This is a genomic window from Schnuerera sp. xch1, from assembly GCF_019931165.1.
Taxonomy (GTDB): Bacteria; Bacillota; Clostridia; order Tissierellales; family Tepidimicrobiaceae; genus JAIOUP01.
The window spans coordinates 75,384-97,568 of the sequence record NZ_JAIOUP010000003.1; the positions used below are offsets into that span (position 1 = coordinate 75,384).

The window sequence follows — 22,185 nt, forward strand, 5'->3', positions numbered from 1 at the left end:
TAAGATAATATAGAGTGTAGCCTAATAAAAAGAGAGAGGAGAATAATTATGAATAATAGTCATCACCATGACCATGAACATATTAATCTAGTTCTTGAAGATGGCGGAGAAATGGAATGTCACGTTTTAGGAACATTTGAAGTTGAAGATAATGAATATATTGCTTTAGTACCTATAGAAGACGAGCAAGTATTTCTATACAGATACGAAGAAGAAGATGGAGAAATGGACTTAATAAACATTGAAGACGATGAAGAATTTGAGATAGCATCAGAGGCTTTCTATGCATTATTTGAAGAAGATGAAGAATACGATGAAGAAGATGATGAAGAATAATTATTAATACTTAGAGTACTTCAACTATGTACTTAACTATATAGTTGGAGTACTTTTTATGAATATACTGAAAGGATGATTAGATGAGAAAAGAGAAAAAATTTGCAAAAGACTTGATTAATTTCATTGATAATAGCCCTAGTTCATTCCATGCAGTAAAAAAAGCTGAAGATGTTCTTGTTAAAAGTGGATTTGAAAAATTAGAGCTAAAAGACAAGTGGGATTTAAAAAAAGAAGGCAAATATTATATAATAAAGAATGAATCTGCAATAATAGGTTTTGTGATAGGAAGAGGAGAAATAGAAGAGGATGGCTTTAGGTTGGTAGGAGCACATACAGATGCACCAACATTTAAAATAAAACCACGTCCTGAGATTGCTGTAGATGATAAATATCTTAAATTGAATACAGAAGTCTATGGAGGACCCATATTGAGCACTTGGTTTGACAGACCTTTATCTATTGCAGGTAGAGTAAGTATAAAGACTGAAAATCCATTGAAACCTAAGCAATTATTAGTGGATATAAAGAATCCAATCACAACAATTCCCAATTTAGCAATACACATGAACAGGAAGGTAAATGAAGGAGTAAAACTAAATCCGCAAGAGGATACGCTTCCATTGTTATCAGTTATAAATGAAGAATTGGAAAAGGAAAATTTCTTATTGAAATTGATAGCAGAAAATATTGATGTAGTTGAGAAAGACATTATGGACTTTGAATTGTTTTTATATAATACGGAAAAGGGCTCATTAATAGGTATTGATGAAGAATTCATATCCATTGGAAAATTAGATGATTTAGCTATGGTTCATGCAGGACTACATGGAATTATAGATAGTAAAGTAGCTAATTCTACGAATATATTAGTATGTTTTGACAATGAGGAAGTAGGTAGTAGAACAAAGCAAGGAGCAGCTAGTCCTATGCTTAAGACTATATTGGAAAGGATTGCAATATCCATGGGTAAAGATAGAGAAGACTATTATAGGGCACTATCCAATTCGTTTATAATATCAGCAGATATGGCCCATGCTCTACATCCTAATTATAGAGGAAAAAATGATTTAACCAATAAACCAATACTAAATGGTGGTCCAGCAATAAAGATAGCAGCAAGTCAGGCATATACCTCCGATAGCATATCAGCATCTATTTATAAGGGAATATGTGAGTCTGCAGATGTGCCAGTGCAAAAGTTTGTCAATAGATCTGATGAAAAAGGTGGATCTACAATTGGGCCTATATCATCAACTCAGGTGGACATTCCATCAGTAGATATAGGTAATCCGATATTGGCTATGCATTCTGTACGAGAATTAGGTGGCGTATTAGATCATTATTATGTATATAAATCCTTTAAAAGATTTTATGAAATATAGACATGTTCTCAGAGGTGAATATATTTAATGTATAAATTAATAGCTATTGACTTAGATGGCACATTATTAGACGATGATAAAAAAATTCCTATAGAAAATTTAACAGTATTGAGACAATTAATTGATAAAGGGTATAAAGTAGTTATAGCTACTGGTAGAAGATATTGGGAAGCTAAAAATTTTATAAATATAATCAACAGACCTATTATTATTTTGGCCAACAATGGCAATGTAGTTAGAAATACCGAAGATGATAGAATGATAATTACGAAGTATCTAAATGTAGAGAACTTTAAAACCTTGATAGCTGAAAGCAAAAAATTGGGACTATATCCTATAATTCATGTAGATGATTATGAGAATGGCATTGACTTATTGGTGGAAATGGATAAGGCTCATAGAATGTATCATAATTATATATCCAAATCTGAGGAAAGATGCAAGGAAGTCGAAGACTATCTAGAAATGACAGAGGATAAGATACTAGCAGTAGTATATGCGGGAGATAAAAAGGATATGGAAAGTTTTCATCTTTACATAAATGAACGGTATCCTAACACATATAGCTCGCACATAATGGAAAATATTAGAATAGCAGAAGCCATGCTTGAGATAATGAACCCGTTGGGGACTAAGTGGCAAACACTATCTGAATATGCAAAAAGAAAAGGGATTCTTAAATCTGAAATTATAGCTATAGGTGATGATAATAACGATGCAGAGATGGTAAAAAATGCAGGATGTGGTATAGCTATGAAAAATGCAAGTAAAAGTGTTAAAAGAGTAGCAGACTTTATTACTGAAAAGGATAATAATGAAGCGGGTGTGGCTTTTGAATTAAAAAAGATATTAAAAGTATAGATATACATTATTAAAAATCAGAGGAATGCACCAACAGAAAAGGTGATAAGATGGATATAGCAGTATACAATGTTTATTCAAAATACTTAAAAGAAAGGTTTGGCGAAAAGGTATATAAGCTTCCAATCAATTTACCACTTACTTGTCCCAATAGAGATGGATGTGTGGGAACTGGTGGATGTATATTTTGTGGTGAAGAGGGGGGTTCCTTTGAGAATCTTTCTCATGCCCTTTCTGTAAGGGAACAGGTAAAAAGAAATAAAGAATATATAAGTGAAAGATATAAAGCTAATAAATTTATTTCCTATTTTCAAAATTTCACTAATACCTATTTACCATTGGATGATTTTAAAAAGTATGTAGAAGAATCCATAGTAGATGGGATAGTAGGTATATCTATATCTACAAGACCAGATTGTGTAAATGATAACTATCTTAAATACCTTTCCGATATAAAGAATAGATATGATTTGGAAATAACCATAGAATTAGGATTGCAGACTGTAAATTATCATTCACTAAAGAAGATCAATAGAGGCCATTCGTTAGCAGAATTTATTGATGCGGTCATTAGAAATAAACGATACAGTATAAGAACATGTGCGCATCTGATTTTAAACCTTCCATGGGATGATATGACAGATGTTATTGAAAACGCCAAGATACTATCTGCTTTAAATGTAGAGGAAGTCAAATTGCATGCTTTATATGTGGTAGATGGAACTGAATTAGGAAGAATGTACAAAGAAGGAGAAGTTTCTCTAATTTCGAAAGATGAATATAAGGAAAGAGTAATCACATTCTTGGAATATCTAGATGAAGATATAATAGTGCAAAGAATTATAGGTAGAGCTCCAAAGGAAAATACTCTATTCGTTAATTGGAATGAAAGTTGGTGGAAGATAAGAGACGAAATAGTTGAAGATATGAGAAACAGGAAAATAAAGCAAGGTAAGAAGTTCCAATACTTGAATGGAAAGGCTATAAAGAAATTACAAAAATTCTAAATAATTTGATAAAAAATAAAGGAAAATGAAAAATAATGTAGAATATTATATTAAGAATGATAAAGGGGGATGATAAATATGGTTAGATTTGTTTTAGGTCCTGAAGGTAGTGGAAAGACAAAGTGGTTAGTAGATAAGGCTAACGAAGAAATTAAAAAAGATAATGGAAACATCATATTTATTGATGTAGATGATAACCATATATTTAGTCTAGATTATTCTGTAAGACTTATTAACGCCATAGAATTCAACATTAAAAATATTGAATCTTTCTATGGCTTTTTATGTGGAATTATAGGAAGTGACTATGATGTAGAAAAGGTATATGTAGATGGAATATATAAAGTATTCCCATTAGAAGCTGATGATTTGAAAAAGCTTAATGAGTATTTATTAACAATAAGTGAAAAATTTAATACAGAATTTCATATTGGATCTGATTTAAGTATAGATGATGTACCTGATGAATTGAAGGGTAATTGTATAGAATTAGAAGTGGCATAAAACAATAAGGCAGGAATTCCTGCCTTATTGTTTTATGCTCGGAAATTATTATTTTTGGGCCTAAAAGTTGCACAATCAGTTTCTTCAGTGTTAGTAGCATTTCTCGGCTGTATTTCAATTTTAGCTGCATTACATCGATCACCTGATTCATAATAATAGCAAGTATTGACAACACACTTTACCCCGTCAATATGATCATCTGTTTTCTCTATACGCATAAAAATCTCCTTTCCTATATTATTTATTCATAATTATTTTGCTTGAATTTAATCTATTTATACTTAGTAAAATTTATTAGTATACTATGTAAAATTACTAAATAAGTATAAAAGGGATAATTAAAACAAAAAGGTTTATTTTTATGGTATAATCTATTTATAATTTAATTTTATATTTAGATAGGGTGTTATAATTGGTGCAGTATAAAGATAAGGGTATATTTGAAACTTTTTTTGAAAATAGGTCATCACTTATTATTCAATATGCAAATGGAGATATTTCAAAAAAAGAATTTTTAGAGTATAATTTTGATTTTGTACAGGATATGAATGTGAAGCCTTTTGATAGAATAGATAGTTATGAAAAGGGAATGTATAATTATCAATATTACAATGTTTTAGCAAAATATTATACAATGTTGGCCAAAGATATAAGAAGATCAGGAAAATATAACAAATATTACACTCATTATAAAGAAATGGGAGATGAGTACTACCATCAAAAGGACAAATCTACATTTCAATTATTAAAATACCTGGATTTTAAAGATGTAGAAGCTTATTTTATAGAAGTAGAATCTAAATATTTAAAGGATAAACTATATGAAATTGTATTATTGGATTATAAAGAAGCAATTTTTCATTCAAAGAGTTTGTGGTTATTAGAAATTTTAAAAAAAGAAGGAGTATTTATAGAAGGGAAGAAGAGATCTCTCATTGATGATTATATAAATGAAAGATACTGATGAAAACTTAAGAGGACTGGCTATATTTAAGGTTTAGTTCTCTTTTTGCTTACTATTTTATAATAGAGGTAGGTGAATTAAATGGGAAATCTTGTATTTGAAGGTTGTGATACTGTTGAATTGGCTAAGAAATATGGTACACCTTTATATGTAATATCCGAGGATTACATAGTAGATAGATGTAGGGAAATTAGAGAAGATTTTTTAGATAAATATGAAAAGACAATGGCTGTATATGCAAGTAAAGCTTTTCTAATAAAAGAAATGGCTAGAATTATAAAAAGAGAAGGCTTGGGAATGGATGTTGTATCTGGAGGAGAACTTTATACAGCTATTCAAGTTGATTTTCCAATGGATAAGATAGTATTTCATGGAAATAATAAATCATTATATGAGATTGAAATGGCGATAAAAAATGATGTTGGAAGAATTGTTGTAGATAATATAACGGAATTGGATTTAATTGAAAGGACAGCAAGCAAATATAATAAAATTTCAAGCGTATTGTTTAGAATAACTCCTGGAGTAGATGCACATACCCATAAGTACATACAAACTGGACAAGTTGATTCTAAATTTGGTATTCCGTTAAATGAAGATATTATAAATATAGCAGTTAAAAAAGCGATAAATCTAGATCATGTTAAATTATTAGGCTTTCATTTTCATATTGGATCCCAACTTTATGAGAATAGAGGTTATATTTTAGCAATTAGGAAAATAGCATATTTGATGAAACAATTAAAAGAACAATTAGGATTCATAACAAAAGAATTAAATACTGGTGGAGGTTATGGAATTCAATATTCTGGCGATGAAAGTAGGAAGCCTATAAAATATTTTACAGATGCTATTATGTCTGAATTGGAAAATGAATGTAAAAAAAGTGGCTTTGAAAGACCTTTGGTTATTATAGAACCAGGGAGATGGATTGTAGGTGAAGCTGGCATTACTCTATATACTATTGGTTCTATAAAAGAAATTCCTGGTGTAAGAACCTATGTTGGAGTAGACGGAGGAATGCCTGATAATCCAAGGCCAAGTTTATATGAAGCAAAATATGAAGGTATAATAGCTAATAAAGTAGGAGAAAAATTGATAAATACGGTGACCATAGCAGGTAAATGTTGTGAATCTGGAGATATCTTAATTCAAGATTTGAAAGTACCAAAAATAGAATCAGGAGATGTGCTAGCGGTTTTTTCAACAGGAGCATATAATTATTCTATGGCCAGCAATTACAATAGACTTCCAAAGCCAGCAGTGGTCATGGTATCACAAGGGGAGTATAGATTAATGGTTAAAAGAGAAACGTATGAAGATATTATGAGGAATGAATTGTAAAAGTTTACGAGGAGAAATTGTATAGGCTATGAGTCCATATAGTTTAATAAATAGATAAAAAGGAAAACCTTAATGGGGTTTTCCTTTTTTTAATGGCTATAATCCTGTATTAATTTTAAATTGATGCAAATTAAGGTTATATTATTTCTACTAAAGGAATAGTAAGTTTAATAAAAAGACTAAATGGTTAGTTATGTTTACTATAGTATAATGATAGATTAGCTGTCAAAGAAACATAGGAAAGTTTTATGCTTAATCAATATTAAATAAAGGGGGTTTTATAATGATCAATATTATTTGGGCAGCACTATTGATAATAGGTTTTGTCGTAGGTGCTGCAACAGGGAACTTGGATGCAGTTACAGATGCAGCTATTGAAAATGCAGAAACTGGAGTAAGCATAGCATTAGGATTAATAGGAATCATGACTCTTTGGCTTGGAATAATGAAGATAGCAGAAGATGCAGGGATAGTTCAAAAACTAGCTAATCTAATAAAACCTATTACAACTCGCCTATTTCCTGATGTACCAGCAGATCATCCAGCTATAGGAGCAGTAATTATGAATCTGGCTGCAAATATACTTGGATTGGGAAATGCTGCTACGCCTCTAGGGTTAAAGGCTATGCAGGAATTGCAGAAGATAAACAAAAAGAAGGATACTGCAACAGATGCTATGGTAATGTTTTTGGCAATTAACACTTCTTCAGTAACTTTAATACCAGCATCAACAATAGGTATATTATCAGCAGCAGGGGCCACTAATCCCACAGATATAATCGGACCAACTATAATAGCAACAACTGTTTCGACAGTAGTAGCTGTGATTGCAACCAAAATAATGCAAAAATTACCTAGATATCAAATTGAGTATGAGAAGATTAAAAATGAATAGAGGTAAGGAGGGGGATCTATGTTTATCAGTATAATAGAAGCAATATCCAGATACGCCATACCTGTTGTTTTTGTAGGGATTGTTGGTTTTGGATTGGCTAAAAGGGTTAAGGTATACGAATCCTTCACAGAAGGAGCAAAGGAAGGATTTTATACTGCAGTAAGAATAATTCCATTTCTTGTAGCAATGCTTGTGGCAATAGGTGTTTTTAGAGCATCAGGTGCTATGGATTTGCTTACTAACGCTTTAAGTCCAGTAACTAATGCTTTAGGAATAGAAGGAGAAACATTGCCAATGGCCTTCATGAGACCATTATCTGGAGGTGGAGCTCAAGGTGTAATGACTGAAATTATAAATACCCATGGCCCTGACACGTTGATAGGCCGTACAGTAGCTGTAATGATGGGTTCTACTGAGACCACTTTCTATGTATTAGCAGTCTATTTTGGTTCAGTAGCTATTAAGAAGACAAGGCATGCATTGCCAGCAGGATTATTAGCAGACTTGGCTGGTTTGTTAGCTGCTATCTATATTTCAAAAATATTCTTTTAAGATCAGTAAAGGAGTAAATTATGATTAGACCAAAGAGTTTGAAATTTGGAGATAATATAGGGATAATCGCTCCAGCTAGCCCTACAACTAAGGATAAAGTTGAAAGAGTATATAATAAATTGATTGAAATGGGATTTAAAGTAATTATGGGGAAAAGTTGTTACCATAATTATGGTTACCTGGCAGGTTTAGATAATTTGAGAGCAGAAGATTTGAACAATATGTTTAAAGATAAAAAAGTGGATGGAATCATATGTTTAAGAGGAGGATATGGAACTCCACGAATCTTAGATTTATTAGACTACGAATTAATAAAGAATAATCCAAAGGTATTTATTGGATACAGCGATATAACTGCTCTTCATATTGTATTCAATCAGATATCGCACTTAGTAACCTTCCATGGGCCTATGGCAGCATCGGATATAATTGGAGAATTTAGTGAGTTTTCAAAGAAAAGTTTATACAATTGTATATTAAAAGGCGAATTCAAATCTTCAATAAAGAATCATTCAGAAGAGATTATAACTATAAATAATGGAATTGCAGAGGGGCCAATTATTGGAGGAAATTTATCCTTGATAACAAGCACAATAGGTACTGATTATGAGATAGATACTAAAGGAAAGATTTTGTTTATAGAAGAGGTAGGGGAAGAACCATATAAAATTGATAGAATGTTGACCCAGCTGAGATTATCAAAGAAACTGCAAGAAGCAGAAGGAATTATTTTAGGCAATTTCAATAACTGTATACCAGAAAGTTCAGATTATGATGATTCTCTCACTTTAGAACAAGTAATAGATAATATAATAAAACCTTTAAAGAAACCAACTATATTTAATTTACAGGCAGGACATTGTGAACCAGTGATTACTATTCCCTTTGGAGTAAAAACCAAATTAGATGCGGATAACAAAGAATTGATCATATTGGAAAGACCAACATCATAAATGTATTTCCAACATTTAATAATTTAATAGTGGATGATAGCTTTTTATTAATCTATCATCCACTTTGTATTTATATATAATCTTGAGAGGATTTTTATATAATGTATAGAATAAATAATATATAGATACATGAGAAGAAAGATATACTAATAGATAAAGAGTATGCATATTATGATATTATGAACTATTAAACAAAAGCATTGGAGAGGAAGGTATAGATGGAATTCACAAAGATGGAAGCTACCGGCAATGATTTTGTTATCATTAATGATTTTGAATATAAAATTGAAGACTACAATAATTTGGCTATAAAGGTTTGTGATAGACACTTTAGTGTTGGTGCTGATGGCATGCTGGTATGTGTTGAATCTGATAAAGCAGATATACAAATGTTATATTACAATTCTGATGGTTCTAGAGGAGAGATGTGTGGTAATGGCATCAGATGTTTTTCTAAATATGTATATGAAGAAGGTATAGTAAATGAAAAGATGTTTACAGTGGAGACTCTTGGTGGAGTTAAAACTATTTGGTTATATACAGATGAGGAAGACAATGTGGAATTGGTAAAGGTTAACATGGGAAGGCCTGTTTTTAATTCAAAGGATATTCCTGTACATATAGATAGGGAAAAGGTATTGGAGGAAACTATAGAAATAGATGGGAGGCAAATAGTATTTTCTTCAGTCCTAGTAGGAGTTCCCCATACAGTGATATTTGTAGACAATATGGAGGATATAAATATTAATCAGTTGGGCAGAAGCTTAGAAGAATATTCCATATTCCCTAACAAGACAAATGTTAACTTTATCGAAGTTATAGATAAAAACAGGATAAATATTTATACTTGGGAAAGAGGTGCAGGTAGAACCTTGGGATGTGGAACAGGTTCTTGTGCAGGTGTAGTTATAGGCAACATAACAAATAGATTAGATGAAATTGTTGATGTTAAGACTGAAGGAGGAAAACTGCAAGTTGAGCTTGATGAGAATTATCGAATATATATGAAAGGTGGAGCAAATAGAATTTGTGATGGATTTTTTTATAATTTAACAGGATTGGAGGTGTTCAGATGCCGGATGTAAATAAGAAGAGTTTTTGGGAATATTATAGATTCCCTATTATTCTATTATCATCCATTATATTGGGAAGTATTATAGGACTAATAATAGGTGAAAAGGCTTCCGTATTGAAGCCTTTAGGAGATATCTTCCTAAACATAATGTTTACCATAGTTGTACCGCTTGTATTTGTTACTATTGCCAGTGCAGTTTCCAGTATGGTAGACATGAAGAGACTTGGCAGGATTATTGGTAGTATGCTTGCGGTATTTATAGTTACAGGGCTTATTGCATCTATAATAATGATAATTACAGTAAACATATTTCCACCTGCTGAAGGAGTAAATTTGACTATGGAATCAGCAGAGGAGATAGAAGCATTAAGTACTGTAGATCAAATCGTTAAAGCTATAACTGTAAGTGATTTTCCAGATTTGATTTCTAGACAAAATATGCTTCCTTTGATTGTATTTTCAATATTTTTCGGATTGTGTGTTAGCTTAGTAGGGGAAAAAGCAAAACCAGTTGCAAATCTGTTAAATGTTTTATCTGATGTATTTTTAAAAATGGTTTCATTAGTAATGTACTATGCTCCTATCGGATTAGGTGCCTATTTTGCTTCTTTGATAGGAACTTTTGGACCAGAATTATTAGGGTCTTATGCTAGAGCCATGGTTGTATACTATCCTTTATGTATACTATATTTCTTCATAGCATTTTTCTTTTATTCATATTTTGCTGGTGGTAAAAAAGGAGTTGAAGTCTATTTTAAAAACATATTTCCAGTTGCAGTTACATCTCTAGCTACTCAAAGCAGTATTGCTACATTACCAGTAAATTTAAGCATAGCTAAGAGAATAGGGGTATCTAAGGATATTAGAGATATTGTAATTCCAATTGGAGCCACTGCACATATGGATGGATCATGTATGAGTGCTATTTTAAAAATTTCATTTATGTTTGGAATATTTGATGTTCCTTTTGAGGGAATAGGAACTTATGTAACTGCTGTTATTATCTCTGTTTTAAGTGGAGTAGTTATGTCGGGAGTTCCTGGTGGGGGGCTAATAGGAGAAATGTTAATAGTAAATTTATATGGATTTCCATTAGAATCTTTTCCAATAATAGCTACAATTGGGTACTTAGTTGATCCGCCTGCGACAATGATAAATGTAACAGGAGATACAGTTGTTTCTATGATGGTAACCAGGATATTGGAAGGAAAGAATTGGTTATCTAAAAAACTTACTGCAAATGAAGTGGAAAAAACTTAATATAGATAAAGGAAAAAAGCCTTTAAAGGCTTTTTTCCTTTACTTGGTAAGAGTATTGATTATTTCTTCTAAAGAAGAGCTTTTAGCAATTTCAAACTTCCCAGATTTTAACTTTGTATCTAAATTGAGTTCCATAGCTTTTTGCACAAATTCTTTTTTACTATTAATAAGTCCGTTAGAAGCTAAAATATTACCAATGTCACTAGGTAATGAATCAGCTGGGATATCTATTTTAATTGTTTCATCTATATTTTCATCCTGTGTTTTATTAGAATCTTTGTTATCATCAGGCTTGTCTTCATGTTCAAAATCTTCAGGAACAAAATCAATATTTGACATATTTATGGGGGGCTCATTTGCTAATTCCTCTGCATTTGTGGCAAATAATCCATCTAATCTCCAATTTATTACTAAAGCTACAACAACAATTATTATAATCATCATTATGTAATCAATACCATCATACAATATGTCTTTAGCTTTTTCAAAAAAACTTTTCATTGAGTTCACCTCTTTTATATCCATTGGATAACATTTATAAATTCAATTATAATATAATTATAACATAACAACAAAGAAAAGGTGTGAAAAATTTGAGACAGGTATTTATTAACAAAAATGACAGTGAACAAAGAGTGGATAGGTTTCTGAAAAAATATTTATCAGAAGCACCTAATAGTTTTATTTATAAGATGTTAAGAAAAAAAAGGATTAAACTAAATAATAAAAAGGCAAATCCCAATACAATGGTTGTTGAAGGAGATACTATTCAACTATATTTAGCAGATAAAACTATAGAAAAGTTTAAAGGTAGCAACAATATAGGTAATAGCAATTTTACTCCAAGGATAATATATGAGGATAAAAATATTATATTGATAAATAAGCCAGTAGGCACACTATCTCATTCTGCAAATAAGGAATATGGGAACAACATAGTTGATGGCATAATACATTATCTTTATAAAAAAGGAGAATATAATCCTAGAGCCGAAAAAACATTTAAACCAGCCATATGTAACCGATTAGATAGAAATACCAGTGGCATCATCATAGGAGCTAAAAATTATCAGGTACTAAAGATTACAAATGATGCAATAAAGGAAGAAGCTATTGGAAAGTATTACAAAACAATAGTTAATGGGATAATAAAAAAAGACATGAAAATTGAAGGGTTTTTAACTAAGAACGAGGAATTGAATAAAGTAAAGGTATCTCATAGAGAAGAGGACAGTTCGAAAAAAATAGTCACACGCATTAGAGTACTGAAAAATTTTAATGGATATTCTCTATTGGAAATAGAATTAATAACAGGAAGAACTCATCAGATCAGGGCACATTTAGCATCTATTGGTCATCCGATAATAGGTGATACAAAGTATGGTGACGATAAAGCAAACAAATACTTTAAAGAAAAGTATAATTTAGGAAGTCAATTTTTACATGCTTATAAAATAGTATTTAATGGATTATATGGACCTCTAGAATATTTAAATGATAAACAATTTATTGCAAAACCCAGTAAAAAGTTCGCAAAGATCGAAGAAGAATTGTTTAAATAGTAAAGAAGTGGAGGAAAGTATCATGACGAATAAGATAAAGGTATATGTAGAAGGCGTTGGGGAAATACAAGTTGAAAAAGGCTCTACATTAGAAGATATATTGAATAAGGCCTTAGGAAGTGAATATAAAAATTATCTAGGGGCTCGGATAAATAACGAAGTCTATCATTTGAGAAAAATAGCAAAGGATGGAATGCACATAAAATTTTTAGATATTACAGAGCAAGATGGATATAGAATATATACAAGAACAATAGCTGCAGTATTTATTATGGCTTGTAAACAGTTATTTCCAGAACATACAGTGACAACAGAGCAATTTTTAGGAAATGGATTATATGCTGAATTCGAAAATGGGAAATCCATAAGCTTTAGTGATATAGAAAAGATAAAAGCGAAGATGATAGACATAATAGAAAAGGATCTACCAATTTTAAGAGAAAAAGTGCCATTTGAAGAAGGAATTTCATTATTTGAAAAATATGGACACCATGACAAGATAAGACTATATAATTCATTAAATAAGAATTTGATCCAAATTTATAGAATAGGAGACTATGTTGATGGATTTCATGGATACTTGACATCTTCAACTGGATATGTTAAATTATTTGACCTTAAATACTATTACCCAGGTGCTATCATATTGTTTCCGACTACAGATAGTGATAAGAAAATACCCAAATTTAAGGAACAGAAGAAGTTAGCAAAGGTTTTTGATGAGGCTAATGAATGGGCTGATATATTGGATTTAGGATATGTAAGTTCATTAAATGAAAAAATATTAAGTGGAACTATTGGAGAAACAATTAGAGTCAATGAAGCCTTTCATGAAAAGAAAATAGGACAAATAGCTGATTTAATATGTGAAGATGAAGATGTGAATATCATATTAATAGCAGGCCCATCATCTTCAGGGAAAACTACATTTGCTCAAAGATTGGCAGTTCATCTTACAGTAAATGGTAAAAAACCAATAACCATTTCTGTAGACGATTATTTTGTGGACAGAGAAACAACCCCTATAAATGAAGATGGAGAGTATGATTTTGAATGCATAGAAGCGATAGATTTGGAACGTTTAAATAAGGATTTGTTGGCATTACTTGAGGGAAAGGAAATAGAACTACCAAAATTTAATTTTTTAACGGGGAAAAGAGAAAATTCTGGGATAAAGATTAAGGTAGATAAAGATCATCCAATCATAGTTGAAGGTATACATGGATTGAATCCTAAGCTTACTGCTCATATTCCTGATAAAAATAAATTTAAAATATACATTTCAGCGTTAACACAACTAAATATAGATGCTCATAACCGGATATCTACAACAGATACCAGACTCATAAGGAGAATGGTTAGAGATAGTAAATTTAGAGGGAATGATGTATTTAGAACCTTTCAATTATGGGAAGGGGTAGTAGAGGGTGAAGGAATAAATATATTTCCATTTCAAGAGGAAGCTGATGTAATGTTTAATACTGCATTGGTTTATGAATTGGCAGTTTTAAAAAAATATGCAGTTTCGCTTCTAGAAAAAATCGACAATAGTAGTATCTATTATTCCGAAAGCAAAAGATTACTGAAGTTCTTAAAGTATTTTCAAAGTATAGAAGATGAGAGCACTATTCCTGCTAATTCAATTTTAAGGGAATTTATTGGTGGTGCAGATATTAACGTGCATTAATACTAATAAGAAAATAATTTTAAAAATCCTGAGCATAAGTGATGGATTTTATTTTATCCGATGAATATTGAAATACTACTGATGTTATAATAAAATTGATTTACGAAATTCTCAATAACAAAAATATGTAAATTATTAACTAAAAACAGAAAAGGGAGGAATATGTAATATGATTAAAAAAGTACTTTTGATTACATTAATAGGAATTATGCTTCTTTCAGTTGGTTGTAGTAATGATAAGGGAGAAATTATAGATGAAGACAACAACAATCTGGAAGAAGAAATAGTAGATGAAAATGATAAGGACAAAGAAAAAGAGGAAGAAGTAGATGAAATTGAAGAAATAGTAAATAGTATGACTCTTGATGAAAAAATTGGGCAATTATTAGTATTTGGATTAGATGGTACTGTAATGGATGAACATGTAAAAGAGATGATAGAGAAAAATAATATAGGGGGTTTTATATTATTTGGTAATAATATTTCAGATGAAAATCAAACAGTAGAATTATTGAATTCATTAAAGAGGACAAATGCCCAGAATCCTATACCTCTATTTTTAGCTACAGATGAAGAAGGAGGAATGGTATCTAGACTACCAGATTCCTTTTCTAAATTACCTAATGCTAAGAAAATAGGAGATATGAATGATAGGAATATTTCTTTAGAATATGGTAAAATATTAGGTGCAAGAATAAAGGAATTAGGATTTAATATGAACTTTGCACCTGTATTGGATATCAACTCAAATCCAAATAATCCTGTTATTGGTAATAGAGCTTTTGGATCTGATGTAGATACAGTCGTTGATAATGGCCTTCAGGTAATGCGTGGAATTAATTCAGAAAAAGTTATTTCTGTAGTTAAACATTTCCCAGGCCATGGGGATACTAATACAGATTCTCATATAGATCTTCCCGTTATTGACAAGGAAATAAATGAGCTCGAAAATTTAGAGTTAGTGCCATTTAAAGAAGCTATAAATACAGATGTAGATGGAATAATGATAGCGCATATTTTGTTTCAAAAATTGGATGCACACAATCCTTCTACTCTTTCATATGACATAATCAATGGACTGCTTAGAGAAAAGTCATCCTATGATGGAGTTGTTATTTCTGACGATATGACTATGGGAGCTATAGCAGATAATTATACTATAGAAGAAGCTTCAGCCAAATTTTTAAAAGCTGGTGGGGACTTACTGTTGATATGTCATGGATATGAAAATCAAATAAATGTGTTGAATAGGATAAAACAAGAAGTAGAAAGTAACAATATAACTGAAGAAGAATTAGATGAAAAGGTATATAGAATTATTAGGTTGAAAAAAGCTTACAATCTACAGGACAGCGTAATAGATGAATTTAGTATAGAAGATGTAAATTCAAGAACAAAAGAAGTGTTAAAAAGAATAGATTAAATGAAAGACAAAAACAGGAGAGATAAAATGATTGAAAGAATAGTTTATATAGGACAATATAATAATTATAAATCCAATGAGCTTTTTAATAAATCAGTGGATTATTTAGAGCAAAACAAAGGTCATAAATTTTATTATATATTGCCTAATGGAAAACTATTGGTAAAGTATAGAAGGGCCATACTAGAAGAAGTAGGACAAGTATTTGATTTAAACTTGTTCACCTTCGACAATATAGTGGACAGACTACTAAAGGATGACTTTTATACCTACATTGATGGTGAGACGAAGGAAGCCTTATTAACAGATATATTTATACAATTCAAAAAGGAGAAGATAAATTTCTATAAAGATATTTCTTCAAAAAAAGGATTTGTGAAGATTGTGGCAAATATAATAGGTGAGTTAAAAAGATCGTTAGTCTCTCCTGAACAATTCTTAAACAGATGTCCTAGAACGCCTTTCTATACTGAAATAGGGCTGGTATATATGGAATATGAAAGAAGACTGCATGATTTAGGGTTGATAGACAGAGAAGGAAGTTTTAGAAAAAGTTTGGATTTATTAAAAAAGGATAACAGCTTTTTTAATGGTTTAGATTTTATTATAATTGATTATTTCTTTGATTTTAGGCCTCAGGAGTTGGAATTACTAAAGGAAATAATGAAAACGAACTGTTCTATATACATAAATATGCCCTTTAATAGAGATGAAAATTTTAATACATTTAACAGGACAATAGATATACTAAAGAGTTTGGAATTTAAGATAGAAAAATTAAAGAAAAGGGATTTATCATACTATGAACAATTAGCTAGTGTCATATTTAATGACGACGAAAAGATTTTAGCTCCAAATTCTAATATCAATGTTATAAGGGTAGCCAATAGTTATCTGGAAATGAAAAAGGTAGCTGAAGAGATAAAGAGATATTACGTGAATGGTATATATTTAAATGATATGGCAATTGTATTGACAAATCCTAGTGAATACACGAACAAAATGTTTCAGGTGTTTGAAGAAGAAGGAATTCCCTGTACATTGGATAAGGAGATAAATCTAATAGAGATACCGTTGTTGGAAGAGTTACTACATATTTTAGAAGTTAAGAAGAATGGTATGGACGATATAAACATCATAAACAGAATAAAAAGTGCCTATTTTCCATTATGTAATCCTCAAGAAAGAGATGCCATGGAATATATATTGAGAAAACAGGATTTTAATTCTTCTTTTATAGAGAATATTGAAGATATAAAGTTTACTATAGAACAAGAGTCAGAATGCATTCCTCAAAATGGTAGTGTGAAAGAATATGTAGAAGCTGTGTCAAATATATTGGACAGGTTTAATATAGAAGAGAGGATACTTGATATCTATAAATTGACTGAAGATTATAATTTACTCAATAGAGATTTTACTGCAGTTAATAAATTTAAAGAAATACTATCTACTATGGATAAATTCTTATCAAGAATATACGTTAGAATAACAATAGATGAATTCCTGAATATATTAAAGGATTATCTGCAAAAGGAAAGTATAGTGGAAATGGAAGGAAATACTAAAGGAATCAATATATTATCTCCAGTATCAATTCGTGGACAAAGATATAAAATTGTATTTGTGGTAGGACTTTCTCAAGATGACTATCCCAATATAGTCGATAGAAATTTTTTCTTTAGGGAGAATAACTATAAACAGTTAAGGGAAATAGGTATTGATGTAAAAAATTATTATGAAAAATTGGATAAGGAATCAATTGTATTTTCAACTATAATTTCAGCTTGTTCTGATATTCTATACTTGTCTTATTCACAGGATTCCACTGAAAATGAGAAAGGAATACCTTCTATATTTTTGGATGAAATATTAAACAGGATACAAGGAGATAAAATAGAGGAAAAAGTTAATGTGATAGATGTAGACATTGATTATATCTTAAAGGATGAAGCATGTCAGTTAACGACAAAAAGAGAATTATCTCAATATCTGTTGAGAAAATATTATGAGGGAGAAAGTGTAGAAGAGTTATTTCAAATGTTTAATGATTTGGATGGACAAACTTTTAAAGAGGTAAATACCAGGATTTTATGTGAGTTTGAAAGGGAGAAAGAAGGATTTAATGAATATAGTGGTATGATTGAAGACGACAATGTTAAAAGGGATATTGATAATATACAAAGAGATAAGATATATTCAATTAGCTACTTAGAATCCTATGGGAAATGTCCATATTATTTTTTATTAAACAATATAATGAATGTGAAAGAGATGGAGAGAATTTTTCAGGACTTTACTCCGCTGGATAGAGGTAGTATTAACCATGAGGTTTTAAAAGAATATTATTTTAATTATAGTCGTGAAATAGAGGATCATGTACTTGGTAATAAGGAGTTTGATGTAGATGAAACCTATGATTTTATACATGTGAAAATTGAAGAAAAGATAAAATCTGAAAATCAAAACATGAATTCAGCCATTTGGAAGTTAAGAGTAGATAACAATACTAATAGGTTGCTTGATTTTATAAAATCCGACTTAGATAGATTAACTAAATTGAAGAAAAAAGTATTGCCCTATAATTTTGAGGTTCCTTTTGGCAGGAGAAATTTATTTGAATTGAGAATAGGTGATTTGAAGATCCGATTTACTGGAGTTATAGACAGAATTGATAAATATGTAGATGAAGATAAATACATATTGATTGATTATAAAAATAGTGCATATAGTGTAAAGGATATAGACCAAATGAAATCTGGACTATCGTTACAATTACCCATATACATTTTAACTCAAAAGGATAAAAATATTGTTGCAGCCATGTATGGAATAATTTCAAATGGAGAATTCAAGGTAAAGGTAGGAAATATTGATGAAAAGCATTTGGTAACAAAGAAAAATAAAGGGGCATTAACTGCTAAAGGATTAGAGGAACTATTGAATATTAGCAAGACCTTTATTAAAACCTATATTGAATCTATTTCAAAAGGAGATTTTTCAGTAAATCCGATGGAATGTTCATCTTTTTGTATCTATAAAGATATATGCAGATACGAAGATGTCTTGGAGGGAAAATAATGGGAAATACAAGAGAACAAGATTTAGCCATAAAAACAATTGATAGAAACTTAGCTGTAAATGCTGGGGCAGGAACTGGAAAGACCAAAGTACTTACAGAAAGATACATATATATTTTGCAAAATGGTAACTTGGAAAAGAACAAGGAAGTGGAGTCCATAGTTGCAATAACCTTTACTAAGAAGGCTACTCAGGAGATGAAGAAGAGGATAAGGGAAGAAATAAAGAAAAGGTTTCAACTAGATAAAAAATGGAGAAGATTTTATAGGGATATGGAGAAGGCTAACATATCAACTATTCATAGTTTTTGTGGCAATATATTGAAGGAAAATGCATTAGAAGTAGGCATAGATCCTATGTTTACTGTATTGGATGAAAATAACGGAGATATGTTATTACAAGAAGTAATACTTGAACTATTGCTAAAGGGTATAGAAGAAGATGATAATATATATAATATGGTCAAACTATTTAAAAGGGATGATCTCGACAAGATAGTTAAGGAACTGAAGAGTATATATTATAGGATTAGAACAGTAGGATATTCATTTAAAACGGTGAAGGATATGACCATATCTAATATTGAGAATATTGAATTTAATATGGAGGATGTTCAAAGCATAAAGGATATATTCATGTATCTAATAGATAAATCCAGAAAGACTTCCAAAATTGGTAAGCTACAAACAGATGAAGTTTGGATAAAGTTTTTTAATGATGAATACTCAAGGGACAAGTTAGTACCAATACTAGAATACCTATATGATAATATAGGGACAAATAAAAATGAAACAGATGTAATTGATAATTTAAAGGCTATTATGAATAAAGTACTATTAATTAAGGAGAAAGAATATCTATGGCTTTATCGAACTATACTTGTACTATTAGTTGAAATAGATAAGGAATATTCAATAAGAAAAGAAGAAAAGGGAGCATTGGACTATGATGATTTGCAGATTTTAGTATTAAAACTTTTGGAAGATGAATCGATAAGAAAAAAATATCAGGATAAATACAGACATATAATGGTTGATGAGTTTCAAGACACAAATGAATTACAAAAAAGTATATTCTATAAATTATGTTCTGAGAATGAGTTGTTGGATAGGAATAATCTTTTCGTAGTTGGAGATCCAAAACAGTCTATATACGGATTTAGAGGCGCAGATTTAGAAGTGTTCTATGAAGTAACGAAGGATATTGAAAAGATGTCAAGTCAGCAGACCATTGCATTGGATAAAAACTTTAGAACTGTAGACACTATTCTTTCATTTGTAAACTCATTATTTGATAAATTAATGAGTGATAGATACATTAGTCTAGACAATTATCATGTATCTAAAAATCGGATAGACGTAGAAATACTTGAAAGGGAAGGATTAGAAACACCTCCGAATATAAAAAGAGGAGATTATGATACATATTTTGAAAGCAAACTAATAGCTGGCAGGATAAAAGAATTAGTAGATACAGGGACATTTGATTATAGAGATTTTTGTCTGTTGTTTAGAGCCAGTACAGTTGATTATATATATGAAGATGCACTGAGAAAATATGGTATTCCTTATTATAATGTAGGAGGTAAAGGGCTTTACCAGGGTCAGGAAATAAAAGATTTAATAAATGCTTTAAAGGCTATAAGCAATAGATATGATATAATATCTACCATAGGATTTTTAAGAAGTCCTATGGTAGGTCTTTCTGATAAAACATTATACTGGATATTAAGAAATAGAGGGAACTGTTTATTAGATACTTTAGATGAAGATACTCCCTATATAGAATATGAGGACAAGACAAAGGTAAAAGAAGCGAAAAGACTATTAGAAGAATTTATTATAAAAAAGGATTTATATGGGGTATATACATTATTGAATCAGCTTATTGAGAAGACTTACTATATCGATGAGCTTATGCTCAAACAAGGGGGAAAACAATTAGCTTCAAATGTGTACAAGTTTATGGATATTGCTTTAGATTTTGATAAGAACACTATAGGGTCATTGGAAGACTTTATAGATTATATCGAACAAAACAAAGATATAGATGAATCCCAAGGTAAAATTTATTCGGAAAGCGCAAATGTAGTAAAGTTAATGACTATTCACAAATCTAAAGGATTACAGTTTCCAGTTGTGATAATCCCACAGATGGCGAGAGGATTTAATTATCATATGGATTATATATTATTTGATAAAAGTAAAGGCATTGGCTTAAAACATGATGGAATAGCACCTTTTTATGATTATATAAAAGATAAAGTGAGACAAAGAGACAGTGATGAAAATAAACGCATATTATATGTTGCAATGACAAGAGCCGAAAAGAGATTAATAATTGGTAATCAAGGAAAGAATAGGGGATTAAAAAAATTAGTTAAGGATTTAATCGATACCAATCAAACGATTTACATAGATAGAGTAGATGCTGGGCCAAATTCAACACAGGGTACCAAAGTACTTAAGGAGAATTTTTTTAAAATTAAACCTTTTGATAATACAAAATTTCCATTATACAAACAGATTCCAGAATATGGACATAAGGTTTTTTCACGTATTAATGCCACTCAATTTGTAAATTTTAATAAGTGTAAGAGAATGTTTTTTATGAAATATTATCGAAGACTTCCACTAGAAGCAAAAGAAACAATATTTGACACATACACAGATTCTGATAATATAGAAAAGAGTTCTTACGTGTTAGATCCAATAACTAAAGGAGATATAATTCATAGGTTTTGTCAACATTATAGATTAAAATTGGATTATAAACAGTTATTAAAACAGATAGTTAATTCCTTTGGATTAGAGTATAATATACAGATAGAAAAAGAATTGATGTTATATATAGAAAATTATCTAAAACATTATAGCGAAGATTTTGATACAATATATTCTGAGAAGGAATTTCTCCTAAAGATTAAAGATATTTATATTCATGGAATAATAGATAGGATAAATATCAAAGATGGCGAATGTGAAATATTGGATTTTAAAACCAATAAAGTTTTTAATAAAGACAAACTTATAAAGATATATGAACCGCAACTTCAATTGTATGTTAATGCTTTTAAACGGATAACAAATATGGAGGTAAAGAGGGCGGCTATTTTATTTTTGGGAACAGGAGAGTTAGAAAAAATAGATATTAGTAACAGGAGTTTAGATAATAATTATGAAAGTATAAAACAGTTTATCAATTTTATTAACAATAACAATTCAATAGATAAATATGAAAAATCTAGTAATTGTGAAGGAAACTGTAGGTATAGTATGATGTGTAAATATGATTAG

19 protein-coding genes are annotated in these 22,185 nt (G+C 30.2%); 17 read left to right on the forward strand and 2 right to left on the reverse strand.

Going from position 1 to position 22,185, the window contains the following annotated elements:
* Positions 1-48: 48 nt before the first annotated feature.
* The 5 genes from K8M07_RS04375 to K8M07_RS04395 all read left to right on the forward strand — a co-directional run bounded on the left by K8M07_RS04375 (position 49) and on the right by K8M07_RS04395 (position 4,093).
* Entirely contained in the window at positions 49-336 is a 288-nt protein-coding gene (locus K8M07_RS04375) for a DUF1292 domain-containing protein (RefSeq protein ID WP_223376675.1), read from the forward strand.
* An 83-nt stretch (positions 337-419) separates the two neighbouring features.
* Positions 420-1,721 (forward strand): M18 family aminopeptidase, encoded by a 1,302-nt coding sequence (locus tag K8M07_RS04380; protein ID WP_223376676.1) that lies wholly within the window; start codon positions 420-422, stop codon positions 1,719-1,721.
* Positions 1,722-1,748: 27 nt separating this feature from the next.
* Complete coding sequence (locus tag K8M07_RS04385; RefSeq protein ID WP_223376677.1) at positions 1,749-2,582, forward strand: Cof-type HAD-IIB family hydrolase; 834 nt, start codon at positions 1,749-1,751, stop codon at positions 2,580-2,582.
* A 50-nt stretch (positions 2,583-2,632) separates the two neighbouring features.
* Positions 2,633-3,589 (forward strand): TIGR01212 family radical SAM protein, encoded by a 957-nt coding sequence (locus K8M07_RS04390; protein ID WP_223376678.1) that lies wholly within the window; start codon positions 2,633-2,635, stop codon positions 3,587-3,589.
* Between the two features lie 78 nt (positions 3,590-3,667).
* On the forward strand, positions 3,668-4,093 hold the full coding sequence (locus K8M07_RS04395) for a hypothetical protein (RefSeq protein ID WP_223376679.1): 426 nt from the start codon (positions 3,668-3,670) through the stop codon (positions 4,091-4,093).
* A gap of 32 nt (positions 4,094-4,125) precedes the next feature.
* Here K8M07_RS04395 and K8M07_RS04400 read toward each other — a convergent pair whose 3' ends face one another.
* Positions 4,126-4,311, reverse strand: coding sequence for a DUF1540 domain-containing protein (locus K8M07_RS04400; protein WP_223376680.1), 186 nt, complete (start codon positions 4,309-4,311; stop codon positions 4,126-4,128).
* Positions 4,312-4,508: 197 nt separating this feature from the next.
* Here K8M07_RS04400 and K8M07_RS04405 point away from each other — a divergent pair, with 197 nt between their 5' ends.
* The 7 genes from K8M07_RS04405 (at position 4,509) to K8M07_RS04435 (ending at position 11,136) form a co-directional block, all read left to right on the forward strand.
* Entirely contained in the window at positions 4,509-5,057 is a 549-nt protein-coding gene (locus tag K8M07_RS04405; RefSeq protein WP_317845471.1) for a DUF6648 family protein, read from the forward strand.
* Positions 5,058-5,138: 81 nt separating this feature from the next.
* Positions 5,139-6,401: a diaminopimelate decarboxylase gene (gene lysA / locus K8M07_RS04410; RefSeq protein WP_223376682.1), complete on the forward strand. Its 1,263-nt coding sequence runs from the start codon at positions 5,139-5,141 to the stop codon at positions 6,399-6,401.
* Positions 6,402-6,684: 283 nt separating this feature from the next.
* Positions 6,685-7,296, forward strand: coding sequence for a nucleoside recognition domain-containing protein (locus tag K8M07_RS04415; protein ID WP_223376683.1), 612 nt, complete (start codon positions 6,685-6,687; stop codon positions 7,294-7,296).
* 18 nt (positions 7,297-7,314) lie between these two features.
* Entirely contained in the window at positions 7,315-7,848 is a 534-nt protein-coding gene (locus K8M07_RS04420) for a spore maturation protein (protein WP_223376684.1), read from the forward strand.
* A gap of 20 nt (positions 7,849-7,868) precedes the next feature.
* Positions 7,869-8,801, forward strand: a complete 933-nt coding sequence (locus tag K8M07_RS04425) for an LD-carboxypeptidase (protein ID WP_223376685.1) — start codon at positions 7,869-7,871, stop codon at positions 8,799-8,801.
* A gap of 218 nt (positions 8,802-9,019) precedes the next feature.
* Positions 9,020-9,886, forward strand: a complete 867-nt coding sequence (gene dapF, locus K8M07_RS04430) for a diaminopimelate epimerase (RefSeq protein ID WP_223376686.1) — start codon at positions 9,020-9,022, stop codon at positions 9,884-9,886.
* Positions 9,874-11,136 (forward strand): dicarboxylate/amino acid:cation symporter, encoded by a 1,263-nt coding sequence (locus K8M07_RS04435; protein ID WP_223376687.1) that lies wholly within the window; start codon positions 9,874-9,876, stop codon positions 11,134-11,136. Before dapF ends, K8M07_RS04435 begins: the two co-directional genes overlap by 13 nt.
* Positions 11,137-11,175: 39 nt before the next feature.
* Here K8M07_RS04435 and K8M07_RS04440 read toward each other — a convergent pair whose 3' ends face one another.
* The gene (locus K8M07_RS04440; RefSeq protein WP_223376688.1) at positions 11,176-11,637 is read right to left on the reverse strand and encodes a hypothetical protein; all 462 of its coding nucleotides are present in this window, start codon (positions 11,635-11,637) and stop codon (positions 11,176-11,178) included.
* A 92-nt stretch (positions 11,638-11,729) separates the two neighbouring features.
* Here K8M07_RS04440 and K8M07_RS04445 point away from each other — a divergent pair, with 92 nt between their 5' ends.
* The 5 genes from K8M07_RS04445 (at position 11,730) to K8M07_RS04465 (ending at position 22,185) form a co-directional block, all read left to right on the forward strand.
* On the forward strand, positions 11,730-12,698 hold the full coding sequence (locus tag K8M07_RS04445) for an RluA family pseudouridine synthase (RefSeq protein ID WP_263282450.1): 969 nt from the start codon (positions 11,730-11,732) through the stop codon (positions 12,696-12,698).
* A 22-nt stretch (positions 12,699-12,720) separates the two neighbouring features.
* Positions 12,721-14,385, forward strand: coding sequence for a nucleoside kinase (locus tag K8M07_RS04450; protein WP_223376690.1), 1,665 nt, complete (start codon positions 12,721-12,723; stop codon positions 14,383-14,385).
* Between the two features lie 169 nt (positions 14,386-14,554).
* Positions 14,555-15,808 (forward strand): beta-N-acetylhexosaminidase, encoded by a 1,254-nt coding sequence (nagZ, locus tag K8M07_RS04455; protein ID WP_223376691.1) that lies wholly within the window; start codon positions 14,555-14,557, stop codon positions 15,806-15,808.
* 27 nt (positions 15,809-15,835) lie between these two features.
* The gene (locus tag K8M07_RS04460) at positions 15,836-18,889 is read left to right on the forward strand and encodes a PD-(D/E)XK nuclease family protein (RefSeq protein WP_223376692.1); all 3,054 of its coding nucleotides are present in this window, start codon (positions 15,836-15,838) and stop codon (positions 18,887-18,889) included.
* On the forward strand, positions 18,889-22,185 hold the full coding sequence (locus K8M07_RS04465; RefSeq protein WP_223376693.1) for a UvrD-helicase domain-containing protein: 3,297 nt from the start codon (positions 18,889-18,891) through the stop codon (positions 22,183-22,185). Before K8M07_RS04460 ends, K8M07_RS04465 begins: the two co-directional genes overlap by 1 nt.

What these genes read in the sequence shown, in the direction of transcription:
- K8M07_RS04375 (WP_223376675.1), top strand. Translation starts at nt 49, where the DNA reads ATGAATAATAGTCATCACCATGACCATGAACATATTAATCTAGTTCTT.
- K8M07_RS04380 (WP_223376676.1), top strand. Translation starts at nt 420, where the DNA reads ATGAGAAAAGAGAAAAAATTTGCAAAAGACTTGATTAATTTCATTGAT.
- K8M07_RS04385 (WP_223376677.1), top strand. Translation starts at nt 1,749, where the DNA reads ATGTATAAATTAATAGCTATTGACTTAGATGGCACATTATTAGACGAT.
- K8M07_RS04390 (WP_223376678.1), top strand. Translation starts at nt 2,633, where the DNA reads ATGGATATAGCAGTATACAATGTTTATTCAAAATACTTAAAAGAAAGG.
- K8M07_RS04395 (WP_223376679.1), top strand. Translation starts at nt 3,668, where the DNA reads ATGGTTAGATTTGTTTTAGGTCCTGAAGGTAGTGGAAAGACAAAGTGG.
- K8M07_RS04400 (WP_223376680.1), bottom strand. Translation starts at nt 4,311, where the DNA reads ATGCGTATAGAGAAAACAGATGATCATATTGACGGGGTAAAGTGTGTT.
- lysA (WP_223376682.1), top strand. Translation starts at nt 5,139, where the DNA reads ATGGGAAATCTTGTATTTGAAGGTTGTGATACTGTTGAATTGGCTAAG.
- K8M07_RS04415 (WP_223376683.1), top strand. Translation starts at nt 6,685, where the DNA reads ATGATCAATATTATTTGGGCAGCACTATTGATAATAGGTTTTGTCGTA.
- K8M07_RS04420 (WP_223376684.1), top strand. Translation starts at nt 7,315, where the DNA reads ATGTTTATCAGTATAATAGAAGCAATATCCAGATACGCCATACCTGTT.
- K8M07_RS04425 (WP_223376685.1), top strand. Translation starts at nt 7,869, where the DNA reads ATGATTAGACCAAAGAGTTTGAAATTTGGAGATAATATAGGGATAATC.
- dapF (WP_223376686.1), top strand. Translation starts at nt 9,020, where the DNA reads ATGGAATTCACAAAGATGGAAGCTACCGGCAATGATTTTGTTATCATT.
- K8M07_RS04435 (WP_223376687.1), top strand. Translation starts at nt 9,874, where the DNA reads ATGCCGGATGTAAATAAGAAGAGTTTTTGGGAATATTATAGATTCCCT.
- K8M07_RS04440 (WP_223376688.1), bottom strand. Translation starts at nt 11,637, where the DNA reads ATGAAAAGTTTTTTTGAAAAAGCTAAAGACATATTGTATGATGGTATT.
- K8M07_RS04450 (WP_223376690.1), top strand. Translation starts at nt 12,721, where the DNA reads ATGACGAATAAGATAAAGGTATATGTAGAAGGCGTTGGGGAAATACAA.
- nagZ (WP_223376691.1), top strand. Translation starts at nt 14,555, where the DNA reads ATGATTAAAAAAGTACTTTTGATTACATTAATAGGAATTATGCTTCTT.
- K8M07_RS04460 (WP_223376692.1), top strand. Translation starts at nt 15,836, where the DNA reads ATGATTGAAAGAATAGTTTATATAGGACAATATAATAATTATAAATCC.
- K8M07_RS04465 (WP_223376693.1), top strand. Translation starts at nt 18,889, where the DNA reads ATGGGAAATACAAGAGAACAAGATTTAGCCATAAAAACAATTGATAGA.